Here is a 15,471-nt window from a genome sequence, read left to right on the forward strand (position 1 = left end):
GGGTCGAGGGATCAGAGGTCGCCCATGATCCGCCCGGCGAAGCCGAATACCCGGCGCTTGCCGGCCAGTTCCACCAGTTCCACTTCCCGGGTCTGGCCCGGTTCGAAGCGCACCGCGGTGCCGGCGGCGATGTTCAGGCGCATGCCGCGGCTGGCGGCACGGTCGAAGGTCAAGGCGTCGTTGGTTTCGAAGAAGTGGTAGTGGGAGCCGACCTGGATTGGCCGGTCGCCGCTGTTGGATACGTTCAGGCGCAGGGTACGGCGCCCGGCGTTGAGTTCGATCTCGCCGGGCTGGATCTGGTATTGGCCAGGAATCATAGGGGTTGTCCCAGGGTCTTGAAGTAGATGGCGGTGGCGGTATAGGTGCCGTCCGGGCTCTGGCAGTAGTTGGGCAGTTCGCCGACCCGGGTATAGCCCAGGGCGCGGTAGAACTCTTCCGCCGCGGAGCCGGCCTCGGTGTCCAGGTACAGCAGCCCGCGCTTGTGCTGGCGGGCGGCCTGTTCCAGGGCATTCATCAACTGCTGGCCCAGGCCGCGGCGGCGGGCGCTGTGCAGGACCTGGAGCTTCTGCACCTCGGCGCGGTTGCGCCCGTTGGCCTTCATGCACAGGGCCAGTTGCACGCTGGCCAGGACTTTCTCGTCGCGTACCACCACCCACAACAGCAGGCTGCCGTCCTCGACCCCGGCCTGCACGCTGCTGAGGTAGCTGCGGGCCTGGCTGTCGTCGAGATCGGCCATGAAGCCGATGGACGCACCATGCTGCACCGAGTCCAGCAGCAACTCGATCAGTCCCTGACGGTAATGGGCAAAGCTTTCTCCATGGACAAGGCGCAGTTGGGCGGCGTTCATCGAGATTTCACTCCTTGTGCGGGGCGGGCGGTTGCGCCCCGGGGTTGAGAATCAGCTGCATGAAGGTCAGGTCCAGCCAGCGCCCGAACTTGGTGCCCACCTGAGGCATCTGCCCGGTGCTGATGAACCCCAGGCGCTCATGCAGACGGACCGAGGCGCTGTTGCCGCTCTCGATGGCGGCCACCATCACGTGCTTGCCACAGCCCCGGGCGCGCTCCAGCAGCACCGCCATCAACTGCGGGCCCAGGCCGTTGCCGCGCTGGTCGCTGCGGACATAGACCGAATGTTCCACGGTGTGACGGAAGCCGTCGAAAGGCCGCCAGTCGCCGAAGGAAGCGTAGCCGAGCACCTGCTCCTCGGCGTTGATGATCACCAGGATCGGATAGCCCTGGGCCTGGCGTGCGCTGAACCAGGCCTGGCGGTTGCCCAGGTCTACCGGTTGCTCGTTCCAGATCGCCGTGGTGTTGAGCACGGCGTCGTTGTAGATGTCGCGGATCGCCGGCAGGTCGGCATGCAGGGCATCGCGGATGCGATAGGTCATGGCACGGCCTCAGGCGATGGGTTGGTGAACGGTGACCAGCTTGGTGCCGTCGGGAAAGGTGGCTTCCACCTGGATGTCCGGGATCATCTCCGGGATGCCTTCCATCACCTGCTCGCGGCTGAGCAGGGTGGTGCCGTAGTGCATCAGTTCGGCCACGGTCTGCCCGTCCCGGGCGCCTTCGAGCAGCGCCGCGGAGATATAGGCCATGGTTTCCGGGTAGTTGAGCTTGAGGCCGCGGGCCAGTCGCCGCTCGGCCACCAGGCCGGCGGTGAAGATCAGCAGCTTGTCTTTTTCGCGTGGGGTCAGATCCATCGTGGTCAATCCGTTGTCAGGCAGTAGAAAAAGGTGCAGTGGAAAAGGGCATGCGGGTCAGGTGTTCCAGATTCTGGGTGGCCTGGCTTCGCGGCCCAGCAGCGCCGGGCGCAGCAGGCGCCACAGCTCGATCAGCCAGGCCCGGGCCTGCAGAGCTTCGCTGGCCAGGCAGCGGGCCACCAGCAGGCCCGGCAGTTGGCTCAGATCGCCGCGTACCGGGTGCGCCAGGGCGCGGCAGCGTTCCAGCAGTTCGCCGTCGATTTCACCGGTCACCAGCAAGGTGGCGAACACCGGCTGGCCATCCAGGCCGATGGGGGAATCCAGCAGGCCGTCGCCACCGCCGATGCGCTGGCGTTCATGCCACAGCGGCCGGCCGTCGCGGTACAGGTCCAGGTGGGCCTGGAAATGGCCCTGCTCGAACCGCTCACCACTGGCCGGGCGACCCAGGGCAATGATGTCCCAGTAGAACAGCCGGGCATCGCCCTGCAATTCGATGCGGGTCGTGAGCTCGGCCTGGGCAGCGCTGAAGACGATGGTTTCCTGGGGCAGCCACTCCAGGGTCGCGCCCGGCGCAACCTGCAGGTTCAGGGTCTGGCTGGCCGGGCCGGTGGCGCGATACCACTTGGCCGCCCCGGGGCTGGTCAACTGGGCCCAGGCACCGCTGTCGACCCGGGCGCTGATGGCCAGCTGATCACCGCCGGCAATGCCGCCGGGCGGGTGGACGATGATGTGCTGGCAAACCTCGGGGCCTTCGGCATACAGGTGCTTCTGCACCCGCAGCGGGCCCAGGTGGCGGCGCAGCACCGGGCGCGTGGTGGCACCGCAACGGGCATAGGCCAGCTCCAGTTCGGCGTGCCAGCTGGGAGTGAACAGGGCGGTGGCGGCAGGTAGGTTCATGCTGGGTCGTTATCGTTAGGAGGCTACAGATTAGATCGTAACCAGGCCGCGTACACCCTCGGCCTGCATATTTTCGCCGCGGCCCTGCTGGATGATTTCCCCCCGGGACATCACCAGGTACTGGTCGGCCAGTTCGGCGGCAAAGTCGTAGAACTGCTCCACCAGCAGGATCGCCATGTCGCCCCGGGCCGCGAGCTTGCTGATCACCGCGCCGATCTCCTTGATCACCGAGGGCTGGATGCCTTCGGTGGGCTCATCGAGGATCAGCAGGCGCGGGCGGCTGGCCAGGGCCCGGCCGATGGCCAGTTGTTGCTGCTGGCCGCCGGAGAGATCGCCGCCACGGCGCTGCTTCATCTGCAACAGCACCGGGAACAGTTCGTAGATGAAGGCCGGCACTTCCTTGGCCTGGGAGCCGGGGAAGCGGGACAGGCCCATCAGCAGGTTTTCCTCCACGGTCAGGCGGCCGAAGATTTCCCGGCCCTGGGGCACGTAGGCGATCCCGGCGTGGACGCGCTGATGGGGCTTGTAGCCGGTGATGCCCCGGCCCTCCCAGTTGACCGCGCCCTCCTTGGCCGGCAGCAGGCCCATCAGGCACTTGAGCAGGGTGGTCTTGCCCACGCCGTTGCGCCCCAGCAGGCAGGTGACTTCACCGATCCGGGCCTCGAAGCTCAGGCCGCGCAGGATGTGGCTACCGCCGTAGTATTGGTGAAGCTTGTCGACTTGGAGCATGGTCGGGTACTCGAATTTTGTGGGGATTGCGGGGTGGTCTTCGCTGGCCAGCCAGCTCCTGCGGGAGGGGTAGGAGCCGGCTTGCCGGCGAACGGCGGTTGCGCTAACGGCCGAGGTAAACCTCGATCACCCGTTCGTTTTCCTGCACCTGTTCCAGGGAGCCTTCAGCCAGCACGCTGCCCTGGTGCAGCACGGTGACGTGGTCGGCAATCGAGCCGACAAAGCCCATGTCGTGTTCCACCACCATCAGCGAGTGCTTGCCCGCCAGGGTCTTGAACAGCTCGGCGGTAAATTCGGTCTCGGCGTCGGTCATGCCCGCCACCGGTTCGTCCAGCAACAGCAGTTGCGGGTCCTGCATCAGCAGCATGCCGATCTCCAGAAACTGCTTCTGGCCGTGGGACAGCAGGCCCGCCTGGCGTTGAGCCGAAGGGCTCAGGCGAATGGTCTCCAGCACCTGGGCGATGCGGTCCTGCTGTTCTGTGCTCAAGCGTGCCCCGAGGCTGGCCCACACCGACTTGTCGGTCTTCTGCGCCAGCTCCAGGTTCTCGAACACGCTCAGGGCCTCGAACACCGTGGGTTTCTGGAACTTGCGGCCGATCCCGGCCTGGGCGATCTGCACTTCGCTCATCTGGGTCAGGTCCAGGGTTTCGCCGAACCAGGCCTTGCCCCGGGAGGGGCGGGTCTTGCCGGTGATCACGTCCATCAGGGTGGTCTTGCCGGCGCCGTTGGGGCCGATGATGCAGCGCAACTCGCCGACACCGATGTACAGGTTGAGGTTGTTGAGGGCCTTGAAACCATCGAAGCTGACGCTGATGTCCTCCAGGGTCAGGATGGTGCCGTGGCGGGTGTTGAGGCCCTTGCCGGCGGCGTGGCCAAGGCCGATGGCGTCGCGGCTGGTGCCGGCGTCCTTGTTGGTGTCGAGAATGGGTTCGAGCATGAAGTCCGCCGTTGCTGTGACTCTCATTGTTCACCTCGTTTGTTCAGCAGGCCGATCACGCCCTTGGGCAGGTACAGGGTCACGACGATGAACAGCGCACCGAGGAAGAACAGCCAGTATTCGGGAAAGGCCACGGTGAACCAGCTCTTCATGCCGTTGACCACACCGGCCCCCAGCAGCGGGCCGATCAGCGTGCCGCGCCCGCCCAGGGCGACCCACACGGCGGCCTCGATGGAGTTGGTGGGGGACATTTCGCTGGGGTTGATGATGCCCACCTGGGGCACGTACAGGGCCCCGGCCAGGCCGCACAGCACGGCGCTCAGGACCCAGACGAAAAGCTTGAAGCCGCGCGGGTCGTAGCCGCAGAACATCAGGCGGTTTTCGGCGTCGCGCAGGGCCGTCAGCACCCGGCCGAACTTGCTCCGGGCCAGGCGCCAGCCCAGGTACAGGCTGCCCACCAGCAGCGCCACCGTGGCCAGGAACAGCACCGCCCGAGTGCCCGGTTCGGTGATGCCGAAGCCCAGGATGCTGCGGAAGTTGGTAAAGCCGTTGTTGCCGCCAAAGCCGGTCTCGTTGCGAAAGAACAGCAGCATCCCAGCGAAGGTCAGGGCCTGGGTCATGATCGAGAAGTACACGCCCTTGATCCGCGAGCGGAAGGCGAAGAAGCCGAACACCAGGGCCAGCAGCCCCGGGGCCAGCACCACCAGGCACAAGGCCCAGAGGAAATGCTCGGTGCCGGCCCAGTACCAGGGCAGTTCGCTCCAGGAAAGGAAGGTCATGAAGGCCGGCAGGCCATCCCCGGCGGCCTGGCGCATCAGGTACATGCCCATGGCGTAGCCGCCCAGGGCGAAGAACAGGCCGTGGCCCAGGGACAGCAGCCCGGCGTAGCCCCAGACCAGGTCCAGGGCCAGGGCGACGATGGCGTAGCAGAGGATCTTGCCCACCAGGGTCAGGGTGTAGGCCGAGACCTGCAGCGGGTTGTCCGCCGGTAGCAGCGACAGCAGCGGCAGGGCCAGCAGCACCAGGAGCAGCAACGCCCCGACGGTGATCGTGACCCTGGGCCCGGCTTTCTGGCTGGCGGTAATGAGCAGTGGTTGATTCATCAGTCGATCACCCGTCCTTTCAGTGCGAAGAGTCCCTGCGGGCGTTTCTGGATAAACAGAATGATCAGCGCAAGGATCAGGATCTTGCCGAGCACGGCGCCGATCTGCGGTTCGAGGATCTTGTTCGCCACCCCCAGGCCGAAGGCCGCCAGCACGCTGCCGGCCAGTTGCCCGACCCCGCCGAGTACCACCACCAGGAACGAGTCGATGATGTAGCTCTGGCCCAGGTCCGGGCCGACGTTGCCGATCTGGCTCAGGGCCACGCCGCCCAGGCCCGCAATGCCCGAGCCGAGGCCGAAGGCGAGCATGTCCACGCGCCCGGTGGGCACGCCGCAGCAGGCGGCCATGTTGCGGTTCTGGGTCACCGCACGCACGTTCAGGCCCAGGCGGGTCTTGTTCAGCAGCAGCCAGGTGAGCACCACGACAAACAGCGCGAAGGCGATGATCACGATGCGGTTGTAGGGCAGTACCAGGTTGGGCAGCACCTGGATGCCGCCGGACAGCCAGGCCGGGTTCGCCACTTCGACGTTCTGCGCGCCGAACAGCAGGCGCACCAGCTGGATCAGCATCAGGCTGATGCCCCAGGTGGCCAGCAGGGTTTCCAGGGGCCGGCCGTAGAGGTGGCGGATCACCGTGCGCTCCAGGGCCATGCCGATACCGGCGGTGACGAAAAACGCCACCGGCAGCGCCAGCAGTGGGTAGTACTCGATGGCTTGCGGGGCGTAGCGCTGGAACAGCAACTGCACCACATAGGTGGCGTAGGCGCCGAGCATCAGCATCTCGCCGTGGGCCATGTTGATCACCCCCAGCAGGCCGAAGGTGATGGCCAGCCCCAGGGCCGCCAGCAGCAGGATTGAGCCCAGGGACAGGCCGCTGAAGGCCTGGCCCAGCACTTCGCCCACCAGCAGCTTGCGCTTGACCTGGGCCAGGCTGGTTTCGGCAGCGGTGCGCACCGCGGCATCGGCTTCGACCCCGGGTTCGAGCAGGCCTTCGAGGCGGGTGCGGGCCAGCGGGTCGCCGGTTTCCCCCAGCAGGCGCACGGCGGCCAGGCGCACCGCCGGGTCGCTGTCCACCAGTTGCAGGTTGGCCAGGGCCAGGCTCAGGGCATCGTGCACGTCCGGGGCTTGCTCGGCGGCCAGTCGGGCATCGAGGAATTTCAGTTGCGCCGGCTTGGCGCTTTTCTGCAGTTGGCGGGCGGCGGCCAGACGGCTGTTGGCGTCGCTGGCGAGCAACTGGTGGCTGGCCAGGGCGCTGTCGATCAGGCCCCGCAGGCGGTTGTTCAGGCGCAGGGTTCTGCTTTCGCCGGCGATGTTCAACTGGCCCTGCTGCAGGGCGTTGAGCAGTTCCAGGCGCGCCGGGTCGGGCTGCGCGGCCCAGGTTTCCAGGAGCCGGGCCTGCTCGCCGGAGTTGCCGGCGACGAAGTCTTCGGCATCCCCGGCCTGGGCCGTCCATGGCAGTAACAGCAGGCCGGCGAGGATCAAACGGTAGAGGGCAGTGGGCATATCGGTGTCCTTGAAAGCGCCCGGATAACCTGTAGGAGCGAGCTCGCTCGCGATCCGCGCAGCGGCCAGCCGGGCGGTTTTCGTTGGAGGTCCTGCGGACCTCGTCGCGAGCAAGCTCGCTCCTACGGGGAAGGCGTCAGGTTCGGATCAGTTGCTCTTGACCGCGTAGTCCGGCTTCTTGTCGTTGCCCGGGATGAACGGGCTCCAGGGCTGGGCACGGATCGGGCCTTCGGTCTGCCAGACCACGTTGAACTGACCGTCGGGCTGGATCTCGCCGATCATCACCGGCTTGTGCAGGTGGTGGTTGGTCTTGTCCATGGTCAGGGTGTAGCCCGAAGGGGCGGCGAAGGTCTGCCCGGCCAGCGCCTCACGAACCTTGTCGACATCGGTGGACTTGGCTTTCTCCACTGCCTGGGCCCACATGTGGATACCGACGTAGGTGGCTTCCATCGGGTCGTTGGTCACGGCCTTGTCCGCCCCCGGCAGGTTCTTGGCCTTGGCGTAGGCTTTCCAGGCGGCGACGAACTTCTGGTTCACCGGGTTATCCACGGACTCGAAGTAGTTCCAGGCCGCCAGGTTGCCCACCAGTGGCTTGGTGTCGATGCCGCGCAATTCTTCCTCGCCCACGGAGAACGCCACCACCGGCACGTCGGTGGCCTTCAGGCCCTGGTTGGCCAGTTCCTTGTAGAAGGGCACGTTGGAATCGCCGTTGACCGTGGAGATCACTGCGGTCTTGCCGCCGGCGGAGAACTTCTTGATGTTGGCGACGATGGTTTGATAGTCGGCATGACCGAAAGGGGTGTAGACCTCTTCGATGTCCTTGTCCGCCACGCCCTTGGAGTGCAGGAACGAGCGCAGGATCTTGTTGGTGGTGCGCGGGTAGACGTAGTCGGTGCCCAGGAGGAAGAAGCGCTTGGCGCTGCCGCCGTCCTCGCTCATCAGGTATTCCACCGCCGGGATCGCTTGCTGGTTTGGCGCAGCGCCGGTGTAGAAGACGTTGGGCGACATCTCTTCGCCTTCGTACTGCACCGGGTAGAACAGCAGGCCGTTGAGCTCTTCGAACACCGGCAGCACCGACTTGCGCGACACCGAGGTCCAGCAGCCGAATACCACCGCCACCTTGTCCTGGGTCAGCAACTGGCGGCCCTTCTCGGCGAACAGCGGCCAGTTCGAGGCCGGGTCCACCACCACCGGCTCCAGCAGCTTGCCGTTGACCCCGCCCTTGGCGTTGATTTCGTCGATGGTCATCAGCGCCATGTCCTTGAGGGACGTTTCGGAGATCGCCATGGTGCCCGACAGCGAGTGCAGGATCCCCACCTTGATGGTTTCGGCGGCCTGGACGGTCCAGGTCATGCCCATCGCGGCAATGCTTGCCGAGAGAGTGAAAGCCTTGAGCAAACTACGACGCTTCATTGTGCGATCTCCATGAACTCTTGATTTTTCAGGTGGTAGATGCGGACTGCTGAAGGGCTGTTTTGCAAGGGGTGTGCCGAGTCGGCGCAAGGCATGAAAACGTCGCTTTAACGGCGCGGGCGGGGGAGGTGATGCCCCAAGACGAGGCTTGGGCAAGGGGCTGGTGCGCCGGGGTGCGTCATTGTGGTGCTGGCGCTGGGCGGCAGCCGTGGCCTGGGGGTGGCTTCAGTTCACGCCCGGGAAGGAATCGACATATTTGATGGTGAAGTCGGGAAAGGAGTCGACGATCTGGATCTTGTAGTCGGGGAAACTGTTGACGATCTTCCACTTGCCCGGCGCGTCGGCAAAGGAGCTGACCTGCTTCACCTTCAGATCGGGAAAGGAGTTCACCACCTTGACCTTGTAGTCGGGGAAGCTGTTGACGAATTGGATGTTGCCGTAGATTTTCGAGACGTCGACCGAGGTGCCGGCCTGGGCGCCAAGGGCTGTGCCGAGCAGCAAGGCCAGGAGCGCGGTTCTGAACATGAGACTCATCCTGAGAGATCCAAGCGCGCGATCTTAAAGCAAGGGCGACGATTGTAGGAGCTGGCTTGCCAGCGAAGAGGCCTTCGAACCTTGCACAAGGCTCACGAGCGCCTTCGCCGGCAAGCCGGCTCCTACAGAGGCGGGCACAGTCAGCGGCGACGCATCAGGCCGATGAAGAACACCCCGCCGATGGCCGCGGTGGCCACGCCGATGGGCAGGTCCTCGGGGGCGATCAGGGTGCGCGCAGCCACATCCACCCAGACCAGGAACAGGCTACCCAGCAGTACGCACACCGGCAGCAGCCGGCGGTGTTCGGCGCCCACCAGGCGCCGGGCAATGTGCGGCACCATCAGCCCGACAAAACCGATGGAGCCGCTGATGGACACCAGCACTCCGGTCATCAGCGAGGCAATCAGGAACACCTTCAGGCGCACATTGCGCGCGTTCAGCCCCAGGGTCACGGCGGTCTGCTCGCCGGCCATCAGGGCGTTCAGCGGGCGCGCCATGCCCAGCAGCAACACCAGCCCCAGCAGCACGCTGGCGGCGGGGATCGCCAGCAGTTCCCAGCGCGCCAGGCCCAGGCCGCCGAGCATCCAGAACATCACTGCGGAGCTGGCGCGGTGGTCGCCCATGAACAGCAGCAGGTTGGCCGCGGCCATCATCACGAACGACACCGCCACCCCGCACAGCAACAGCCGGTCGCTGTCGAGGCGGCCGTTGCGGGCGGCGATCCCCAGCACCAGCGCCATGCTCAGCAGGGCGCCGACAAAGGCCGCCAGGGGCAGGGTCAAAAGCCCGATGACCTGGCCCAGGTGCAGCACCACGATCACCGCGCCGAGGGTGGCGCCGGAGGTCACCCCCAGCAGGTGCGGGTCGGCCAGCGGGTTGCGGGTCACCGCCTGCAGCACCGCGCCGATCAGTGCCAGCCCGGCACCGACCAGCGCGCCGAGGAGCATGCGCGGCACGCGGATCAGCCAGACGATGTGCTCCTGGCCCGGGCTCCAGTCCACAACGCCCAGGCCCAGGGCCTTGTGCAACAGAATGCGCCCCACCACCTCCACCGGCACCCGCGCCGGGCCAAAGCCCAGGGACACCACGCAGGACGCCAGCAGCAGGGCGCCCAGGGCCATCAACAGTGCGGCATAGCGGGGACTGGTCATTCGCCGTGGAAACCCTTGGCCAGGGTTTCCACCGCCAGCACGTTGTCGATGCCCGGCGTGGCCTGCACATAGGGGATGACGATGAAGCGCTGGTTCTTGATCGCATCGACTCCTTGCAGGGCCTTGTTGTTCAGCAGGAACTGCTGCTTCTGCTCGGCGCTGACTTCGCTGTAGTCGACGATCACGATCACCTGCGGGTTGCGCTCGACCACGGTTTCCCAGTTGACCCGGGTCCAGCTGGCGTCGACGTCATCGAGGATATTGCGCCCGCCGGCCGCGTCGATCAGGGCCTGGGGCATGCCCAGGCGGCCCGAGGTCATGGCCCGGTCTTCGCCGCTGTCATAGAGGAATACCCGCGGCTTGTCCCTGGGCAGGTCCTTCTGTACCTGGGCCACCTGCTCCTGCATCCGGGCGATCAGGGCGTTGGCGCGATCCTGCACGTCGAAGATCCGCCCGAGGTTACGCAGGTCGGTGTAGGTGTCCTCGAGGCTGGCGGCCGGGCGCTTCATCACGAAGGCGCAGGACTCGGTCAGCTCGTAGACGTTGATCCCCAGCGGCGCCAGGGTCTGGGGCGTGAGGTCGCCGCCCACGCGCATGCCGTAGTCCCAGCCGGCGAAAAAGAAGTCGACGTTGGCATTGAGCAGGGTTTCCACCGACGGGTACTTGGCCGCCAGTTCCGGCAGGCCGTCGAGCAGGGCGCTCATCTGCGGGGTCACGGCCTTCCAGCCGCTGATCCCGCTGTAGCCCACCATGCGTGGCTTGAGCCCCAGGGCGAGCATCATCTGGGTCATGTTGATGTCATGGCTGAGGGCGTGTTTCGGCGCTTGCTTGAAGGTCACTTCGCGGTTGCAGCTGGTGATGGTCAGCGGGTAATGGGTGGCCTCGGCGAAGGCCTGGGCGGCCCCCAGAGACAGGGCCAGGAGCAGGCTGGAGCGAAGCAGGGAGCGCAAGGTCATGGTTGGGTGATCCAGGTGATTCGTGGGTAGCCGGACAGGGGATGGGCGTCGATCAGCGCCTCGACGCCGAAGACGTTGCGCAGCAACTCGACGGTGAGCACCTCGCCGGGCGTGCCGCTGGCGACGATGCGCCCATGGTCGAGGACATACAGGCGGTCGCAGAAGGCTGCGGCCAGGTTCAGGTCGTGGATGCTCGCCAGGGTACCGATGCCCAGGCGCTTGACCCGCTGCAGCAACTCCAGCTGGTAGCGCGGGTCGAGGTGGTTGGTGGGCTCGTCGAGGATCAGCAACTGGGGTTGCTGGGCCAGGGCGCGGGCCAGGATCACCCGCTGTTTCTCACCGCCGGACAGGGTGGCGAAGGCGTGGTCCTCGAAGCCCAGCAGGCCCACCGATTCCAGGGCCTCGCGGGCGATGCGCCGGTCGTCCTGGGTGTCGCCGTCGAACAGGCCCTTGTGCGGGGTGCGGCCCATGGCGACCACCTCCTGCACGGTCAGGCCGAAGGCGTCGGGAAACTCCTGGAGGACCACGGCGATGCGTTGCGCGCACCAGCGCGGCGACTGCTTCCACACATTCTGATGCTCAAGCTGCACCTCGCCCTGCTGCGGCTTGCTAAAGCGATAGGCGCAGCGCAACAGGCTGGTCTTGCCGCTGCCGTTGGGCCCGATCAGGCCGACGAACTCGCCGGCCGCCACCTGCAGGCTGGCCTCACGCAGTTGGAACTGGTGGTGGCAGTGGCCCTGGCCCAAGGGTGTCCAGGCCAGGTTGGTGAGGTTCAGCGAGGTCATGCCGTATCCGTGTGGTCCCCGCGCGGTGGCCGCAGGTGAGGTTAAAAGGTGTAGTCAGCGGTGACGAAGAACGAGCGCGGCTCGCCGAGTATCCATTGCTGGCCGTCATTGTATTGGCTTTGCGCGTACTGGCGGTCAAACAGGTTGTTCAATTGCAGGCCCAGGGTGGTGCTGGGCAAGGCTTTCCATGACAGCGCGGCATCCACCACGGTGTAGCCGGGCAACTGATTCCGGTTGGCCATGTCGGCGTAGCGTGCGTCTACGTAGCGCACTCCGGCGCCGGCCCGCAGGTCATCGTCGAGGGCCTTGCTCAGCCACAGGTTGGCGGTGCGCCGGGGCACGTCCACCGGGCGCTTGCCGTCGCGGGAGACCTGCACGCCGTCGACGTCCTGCTGGAAGTCGTCGTACCGGGCGCGAACGATGGCGGCGTTGGCCTGCAGTTGCCAGGCGCGGGGCAGTTGCAGGTCCAGGCTGGCTTCCAGGCCGTTGGAGGATTGCTGGCCCACCTGCTGTTTCAGGTCCGGGTCGCCCGGGACATCGGTCAGCAGCTTCTTCTTGACGATGTGATAGGCCGCCAGGGTCCATTCGCCGCGCTGGTCCCAGAACATCTGCTTGAGGCCGATCTCGGTCTGCCTGGCGCTGGAGAGGTCGAATTGCTGCTGGCTCTTGCTCAGGGAAATCAGCCCGCCGACACCGTCGGTGCTGGTGGAGTACTGGCCATAGAGGGAGGTGTCCGGGGTCACCGCAAACACCAGCCCGGCCTTCCAGTTGTTACCGGTCAGGGTCTTGTCGCTTCGGCTGTCGTCCTTCAAGTCATCGCGATCAATATGCACGTAGTCGCGGCGCACACCGCTCACCAGGGACCAGCGCTCGCTGAGCTGCAGGCGGTTTTCGGCGAACACCGACATCTGCCTGGTGGTGGTCTTGAACTGGTCGCGGTAGGGGCTGTCGCTGGCGAAGTCGCCCGGGGCCGGGTGGTACAGGTCCACCGGCTGACCGTTGCTGAAGCTGTCGATGAAGGGCGAGTTGCTCTTCATGTGGAAGCGGATGCGGTTGTAGTCGACCCCGGTCAGGGTCTGGCTGTCGAGGCCCAGCAGCGAGTGCTTGAAGGTGAAGGTCTGGCGGTCGCCGACCTGTTCCTGCTGGTGACCGATGCCGAAGTTGCCGCTGCGGGTCAGTTGCCGATTGGCCGGATCGTAGTTGTAGTTCTCGGCGTTCTGCCAGCGGCGCTGGGCCTTGAGGTAGTACAGCTCGTTGCTGGCACTGAGGTTGTCGGAAATCTGCCATTGGCTGGTCAGGCGGGTCCACTGGTCGTTGTAGTGCTGCTTGTCATTGCGCACGTTGTAGTTCTTGTCCCGCAGGCTCTTGTGCAAACGCCCGTCGATCAGCGGCGTGCCGAAGTAGTTCATCGGGTTCTGGTCGCCGTAGTCGTGGGCCAGGGTGAAGGCCAGGTCGTCACGGGCCTGCCAGCGCAGGGCAGCGCTGACGAAGTCGCCGGAGGAATCGCCCCGGTCGATCCAGCCGTTGCTGCGTTCGCGGTTGAGGTTGAGCCGGTAGCTCAGGGTGTCGCTCAGGGAGCCGCCGCTGTCCAGGGCCTGCTGCTGGCGATCGAAGGAGCCGTAGCCCAGTCGCAGGTGGTTTTCGATTTCGCCGCTGAACGGCTTTTTCGGGACGGTGTTGATCACCGCTCCGGTGGCGCCTTCGCCGTACAGCACCGAGGCCGGGCCGCGCAGCACGTCGACCCGCTCCACCGCCCAGGTGTCCACCGGGAAGGTCACGGTGCCCATGCCGGTGTACATGCGGTTGCCGTCATACAACTGCATCACCGAGCTCTGCCCGGTAAAGCCCCGTGCCGACAGCGAGGTGCCGCCGTCGCCCGGGGTGCCGGTGCGGCTGATGCCGGCGCTGCGCGATACCGCGTCCTGGATGCTCCGATCGCCCCGGGCGCGGATTCGATCGCCGCTCAGGCTGTCGGTGCTGGCCGGGGTTTCCAGGGCGCTCAGGCCCAGGCGCGAACCGGCGCTGGTGGGGGTGGCCAGGCTGATGCTGTCGTCGGCTTCGCTGGCGGCGGCGGAGATGGTGCCGGTGGGCAGGGTCAGGGCGGAGCCGTCGGCCTGGGCCGGGGAAGTCAGGGCCATCAGGCAGAGGCTGGGCAGCAGGTACTTGTTCATCGGGACGGTGAATCACTTCTTCCAGAGGGTTGCCCGCAGCGGATGAGGCTGCGGGCGGGGATGTTACACCAAGCGTTATAAAGTAACATTATATCTGTGCGCGACTGAAGCGCGCGGAGTGTACAGAGCCCTCTGGAATGCGCATCTCGGCTGATTCATGTTGAAGATGAGGCTGATTCAGGATCACGGTTCCAGCGCGATAGCAGCAGGCGGTCCAGCAGCCAGACCACGACCAGCGAAGCCCCCACCAGCGGGAAGGCCAGGGCCAGCAGGCCGATGACCAGCATTGCGGTCTTCCAGCGTGGCAGGTCGTGGCGCAGTGGTGGTACGCCGAGCCGGCCCTGGGGCCGTCGTTGCCACCACATGATGAGACCACTCACGGCGCCGAGCAGGATCATCAGGCACACCACCAGCACCAGGATCTGGTTGAAGCGCCCGAACATCTTGCCTTCGTGCAGCATCACTCCCAGCTCGGTGGCCCGGGCCACGTTGCTGTAGTCCTTCCAGCGCACATCGGCGAGCACCTGGCCGCTGTACTGGTCGACGTGCAGGGTGGCGTCGTGGCGCGGGTCGTCGGCGAATACGGCGATGGTGAATACCCCTGTCGCCGTGCTCGGCAGGGTGATGCTGTAGCCCGCTTCGACCTGGCGCTGACGGGCGATGTCCTGCACCGCCTGCAGGCTGATGGCGGGGACGGCCGCAGCGGTATTGCCGGCGTTGTGGGCCATGTGCTCGGCGTGGTCGCCGGACATCGGCATGGGGGTGTTTTTCAGGGCCCAGGGCACGGTCTGGCGGCTGGCGCTGTTGAGCTCTCCAGCCTGCTGGTCGGAGGTCGGCACGTCGTTCCACATGGCCGCCGGAAAGCGGTTCCACAGGTCGGCGTACTGCTTGCCCCAGAAGCCGGTCCAGGTCATGCCGCTGAGCAGCATCAGCAGCAGGAAGGCCGAGCCCCAGAAACCCAGCACACCGTGCAGGTCACGCCAGAACAGGCGGCCGTGGGCACTCCAGCGTGGCCAGAGTAGCCCGGCCGAAGACTTGCCCCGCGGCCACCACAGGTACAGGCCCGAGACCACCAGGACAATGCCCCAGCTCGCGGCCAGTTCCACCAGCCGGTCACCCGGGGTGCCGATCATCAGCTCGCCATGAATGGCCCGGGCCATGGCCTGCAGGTTGCCCTTGGCATCCTGCTCGCCGAGCACGTCGCCGTGGTAGGGGTCGATGAATACATTGAGTTCCTGGCCTTTGTGCTGCACCACGAACTGCGCGCTGCGCTCGGCATCCACAGGGGGCAGGTACTGCTTGATATGGCCCTGGGGGTAGGCGGCCTGAACCCGTTGCAACAGCTCATCGGCGCTGAGGCTGTGGTGGGCGGCAGGCACCTTGAGCAGGCTGGGGTACATCAGCGGGTCCAGCTGCGGTTTGAACAGGTAGACGATGCCGGTCAGGGCCAGCATCACCATGAAGGGGGCGACGAACAGCCCGGCGTAGAAATGCCAGCGCCAGGCCAGGTTGTAGAAAGACACTTTGGGTCGGTTCATCGGGGAAGGCTCCGCAGGGCTGTGGATCTTTTCTTATGGGGGCTGTTCGCCGGCA

At 65.9% G+C, this 15,471-nt stretch carries 16 protein-coding genes; all 16 read right to left on the bottom strand.

Annotated elements, in window-relative coordinates:
• Positions 1-11: 11 nt before the first annotated feature.
• The gene (locus AC1RGE_RS27785; protein ID WP_011059000.1) at positions 12-317 is read right to left on the bottom strand and encodes an urease subunit beta; all 306 of its coding nucleotides are present in this window, start codon (positions 315-317) and stop codon (positions 12-14) included.
• Positions 314-847, bottom strand: a complete 534-nt coding sequence (locus AC1RGE_RS27790; protein WP_011059001.1) for a GNAT family N-acetyltransferase — start codon at positions 845-847, stop codon at positions 314-316. Before AC1RGE_RS27790 ends, AC1RGE_RS27785 begins: the two co-directional genes overlap by 4 nt.
• Before the next feature lie 7 nt (positions 848-854).
• Positions 855-1,388 (bottom strand): GNAT family N-acetyltransferase, encoded by a 534-nt coding sequence (locus AC1RGE_RS27795; RefSeq protein ID WP_011059002.1) that lies wholly within the window; start codon positions 1,386-1,388, stop codon positions 855-857.
• Between the two features lie 9 nt (positions 1,389-1,397).
• Entirely contained in the window at positions 1,398-1,700 is a 303-nt protein-coding gene (gene ureA / locus AC1RGE_RS27800) for an urease subunit gamma (protein WP_011059003.1), read from the bottom strand.
• A gap of 57 nt (positions 1,701-1,757) precedes the next feature.
• The gene (locus AC1RGE_RS27805) at positions 1,758-2,597 is read right to left on the bottom strand and encodes an urease accessory protein UreD (protein ID WP_492585382.1); all 840 of its coding nucleotides are present in this window, start codon (positions 2,595-2,597) and stop codon (positions 1,758-1,760) included.
• 30 nt (positions 2,598-2,627) lie between these two features.
• Positions 2,628-3,326 carry an urea ABC transporter ATP-binding subunit UrtE gene (gene urtE / locus AC1RGE_RS27810; protein ID WP_019094031.1) on the bottom strand — a complete coding sequence of 233 codons (699 nt, stop codon included), beginning with the start codon at positions 3,324-3,326 and terminating at the stop codon, positions 2,628-2,630.
• A gap of 103 nt (positions 3,327-3,429) precedes the next feature.
• On the bottom strand, positions 3,430-4,290 hold the full coding sequence (gene urtD, locus AC1RGE_RS27815; protein WP_492585384.1) for an urea ABC transporter ATP-binding protein UrtD: 861 nt from the start codon (positions 4,288-4,290) through the stop codon (positions 3,430-3,432).
• Positions 4,287-5,366: an urea ABC transporter permease subunit UrtC gene (gene urtC, locus AC1RGE_RS27820; RefSeq protein ID WP_210457656.1), complete on the bottom strand. Its 1,080-nt coding sequence runs from the start codon at positions 5,364-5,366 to the stop codon at positions 4,287-4,289. The genes urtD and urtC overlap by 4 nt, the downstream gene beginning before the upstream one ends.
• Positions 5,366-6,868 (bottom strand): urea ABC transporter permease subunit UrtB, encoded by a 1,503-nt coding sequence (gene urtB, locus AC1RGE_RS27825; protein ID WP_011059008.1) that lies wholly within the window; start codon positions 6,866-6,868, stop codon positions 5,366-5,368. The genes urtC and urtB overlap by 1 nt, the downstream gene beginning before the upstream one ends.
• Before the next feature lie 147 nt (positions 6,869-7,015).
• The gene (gene urtA, locus AC1RGE_RS27830; protein ID WP_346634607.1) at positions 7,016-8,281 is read right to left on the bottom strand and encodes an urea ABC transporter substrate-binding protein; all 1,266 of its coding nucleotides are present in this window, start codon (positions 8,279-8,281) and stop codon (positions 7,016-7,018) included.
• A 225-nt stretch (positions 8,282-8,506) separates the two neighbouring features.
• On the bottom strand, positions 8,507-8,806 hold the full coding sequence (locus tag AC1RGE_RS27835) for a 7(1) septoil knot domain-containing protein (RefSeq protein WP_492585386.1): 300 nt from the start codon (positions 8,804-8,806) through the stop codon (positions 8,507-8,509).
• 149 nt (positions 8,807-8,955) lie between these two features.
• Complete coding sequence (locus AC1RGE_RS27840; RefSeq protein WP_015633975.1) at positions 8,956-9,966, bottom strand: FecCD family ABC transporter permease; 1,011 nt, start codon at positions 9,964-9,966, stop codon at positions 8,956-8,958.
• Positions 9,963-10,922, bottom strand: coding sequence for an ABC transporter substrate-binding protein (locus tag AC1RGE_RS27845; RefSeq protein WP_015633976.1), 960 nt, complete (start codon positions 10,920-10,922; stop codon positions 9,963-9,965). Before AC1RGE_RS27845 ends, AC1RGE_RS27840 begins: the two co-directional genes overlap by 4 nt.
• Positions 10,919-11,707 (bottom strand): ABC transporter ATP-binding protein, encoded by a 789-nt coding sequence (locus tag AC1RGE_RS27850; protein ID WP_011059013.1) that lies wholly within the window; start codon positions 11,705-11,707, stop codon positions 10,919-10,921. Before AC1RGE_RS27850 ends, AC1RGE_RS27845 begins: the two co-directional genes overlap by 4 nt.
• 41 nt (positions 11,708-11,748) lie before the next feature.
• Entirely contained in the window at positions 11,749-13,878 is a 2,130-nt protein-coding gene (locus tag AC1RGE_RS27855; RefSeq protein WP_492585388.1) for a TonB-dependent receptor, read from the bottom strand.
• Positions 13,879-14,033: 155 nt separating this feature from the next.
• Positions 14,034-15,416 carry a PepSY-associated TM helix domain-containing protein gene (locus AC1RGE_RS27860; RefSeq protein ID WP_492585390.1) on the bottom strand — a complete coding sequence of 461 codons (1,383 nt, stop codon included), beginning with the start codon at positions 15,414-15,416 and terminating at the stop codon, positions 14,034-14,036.
• Between the last annotated feature and the right edge of the window lie 55 nt (positions 15,417-15,471).

This window comes from Pseudomonas sp. GW823-FHT02C05, from assembly GCF_058797595.1.

Excerpts from the sequence above, each read along its gene's own strand:
- AC1RGE_RS27790 (WP_011059001.1), bottom strand. The coding sequence starts at position 847 with ATGAACGCCGCCCAACTGCGCCTTGTCCATGGAGAAAGCTTTGCCCAT.
- AC1RGE_RS27835 (WP_492585386.1), bottom strand. The coding sequence starts at position 8,806 with ATGTTCAGAACCGCGCTCCTGGCCTTGCTGCTCGGCACAGCCCTTGGC.
- ureA (WP_011059003.1), bottom strand. The coding sequence starts at position 1,700 with ATGGATCTGACCCCACGCGAAAAAGACAAGCTGCTGATCTTCACCGCC.
- urtA (WP_346634607.1), bottom strand. The coding sequence starts at position 8,281 with ATGAAGCGTCGTAGTTTGCTCAAGGCTTTCACTCTCTCGGCAAGCATT.
- urtB (WP_011059008.1), bottom strand. The coding sequence starts at position 6,868 with ATGCCCACTGCCCTCTACCGTTTGATCCTCGCCGGCCTGCTGTTACTG.
- AC1RGE_RS27795 (WP_011059002.1), bottom strand. The coding sequence starts at position 1,388 with ATGACCTATCGCATCCGCGATGCCCTGCATGCCGACCTGCCGGCGATC.
- urtD (WP_492585384.1), bottom strand. The coding sequence starts at position 4,290 with ATGAGAGTCACAGCAACGGCGGACTTCATGCTCGAACCCATTCTCGAC.
- AC1RGE_RS27860 (WP_492585390.1), bottom strand. The coding sequence starts at position 15,416 with ATGAACCGACCCAAAGTGTCTTTCTACAACCTGGCCTGGCGCTGGCAT.
- AC1RGE_RS27855 (WP_492585388.1), bottom strand. The coding sequence starts at position 13,878 with ATGAACAAGTACCTGCTGCCCAGCCTCTGCCTGATGGCCCTGACTTCC.
- AC1RGE_RS27805 (WP_492585382.1), bottom strand. The coding sequence starts at position 2,597 with ATGAACCTACCTGCCGCCACCGCCCTGTTCACTCCCAGCTGGCACGCC.
- AC1RGE_RS27845 (WP_015633976.1), bottom strand. The coding sequence starts at position 10,922 with ATGACCTTGCGCTCCCTGCTTCGCTCCAGCCTGCTCCTGGCCCTGTCT.
- urtE (WP_019094031.1), bottom strand. The coding sequence starts at position 3,326 with ATGCTCCAAGTCGACAAGCTTCACCAATACTACGGCGGTAGCCACATC.
- AC1RGE_RS27840 (WP_015633975.1), bottom strand. The coding sequence starts at position 9,966 with ATGACCAGTCCCCGCTATGCCGCACTGTTGATGGCCCTGGGCGCCCTG.
- AC1RGE_RS27785 (WP_011059000.1), bottom strand. The coding sequence starts at position 317 with ATGATTCCTGGCCAATACCAGATCCAGCCCGGCGAGATCGAACTCAAC.
- AC1RGE_RS27850 (WP_011059013.1), bottom strand. The coding sequence starts at position 11,707 with ATGACCTCGCTGAACCTCACCAACCTGGCCTGGACACCCTTGGGCCAG.
- urtC (WP_210457656.1), bottom strand. The coding sequence starts at position 5,366 with ATGAATCAACCACTGCTCATTACCGCCAGCCAGAAAGCCGGGCCCAGG.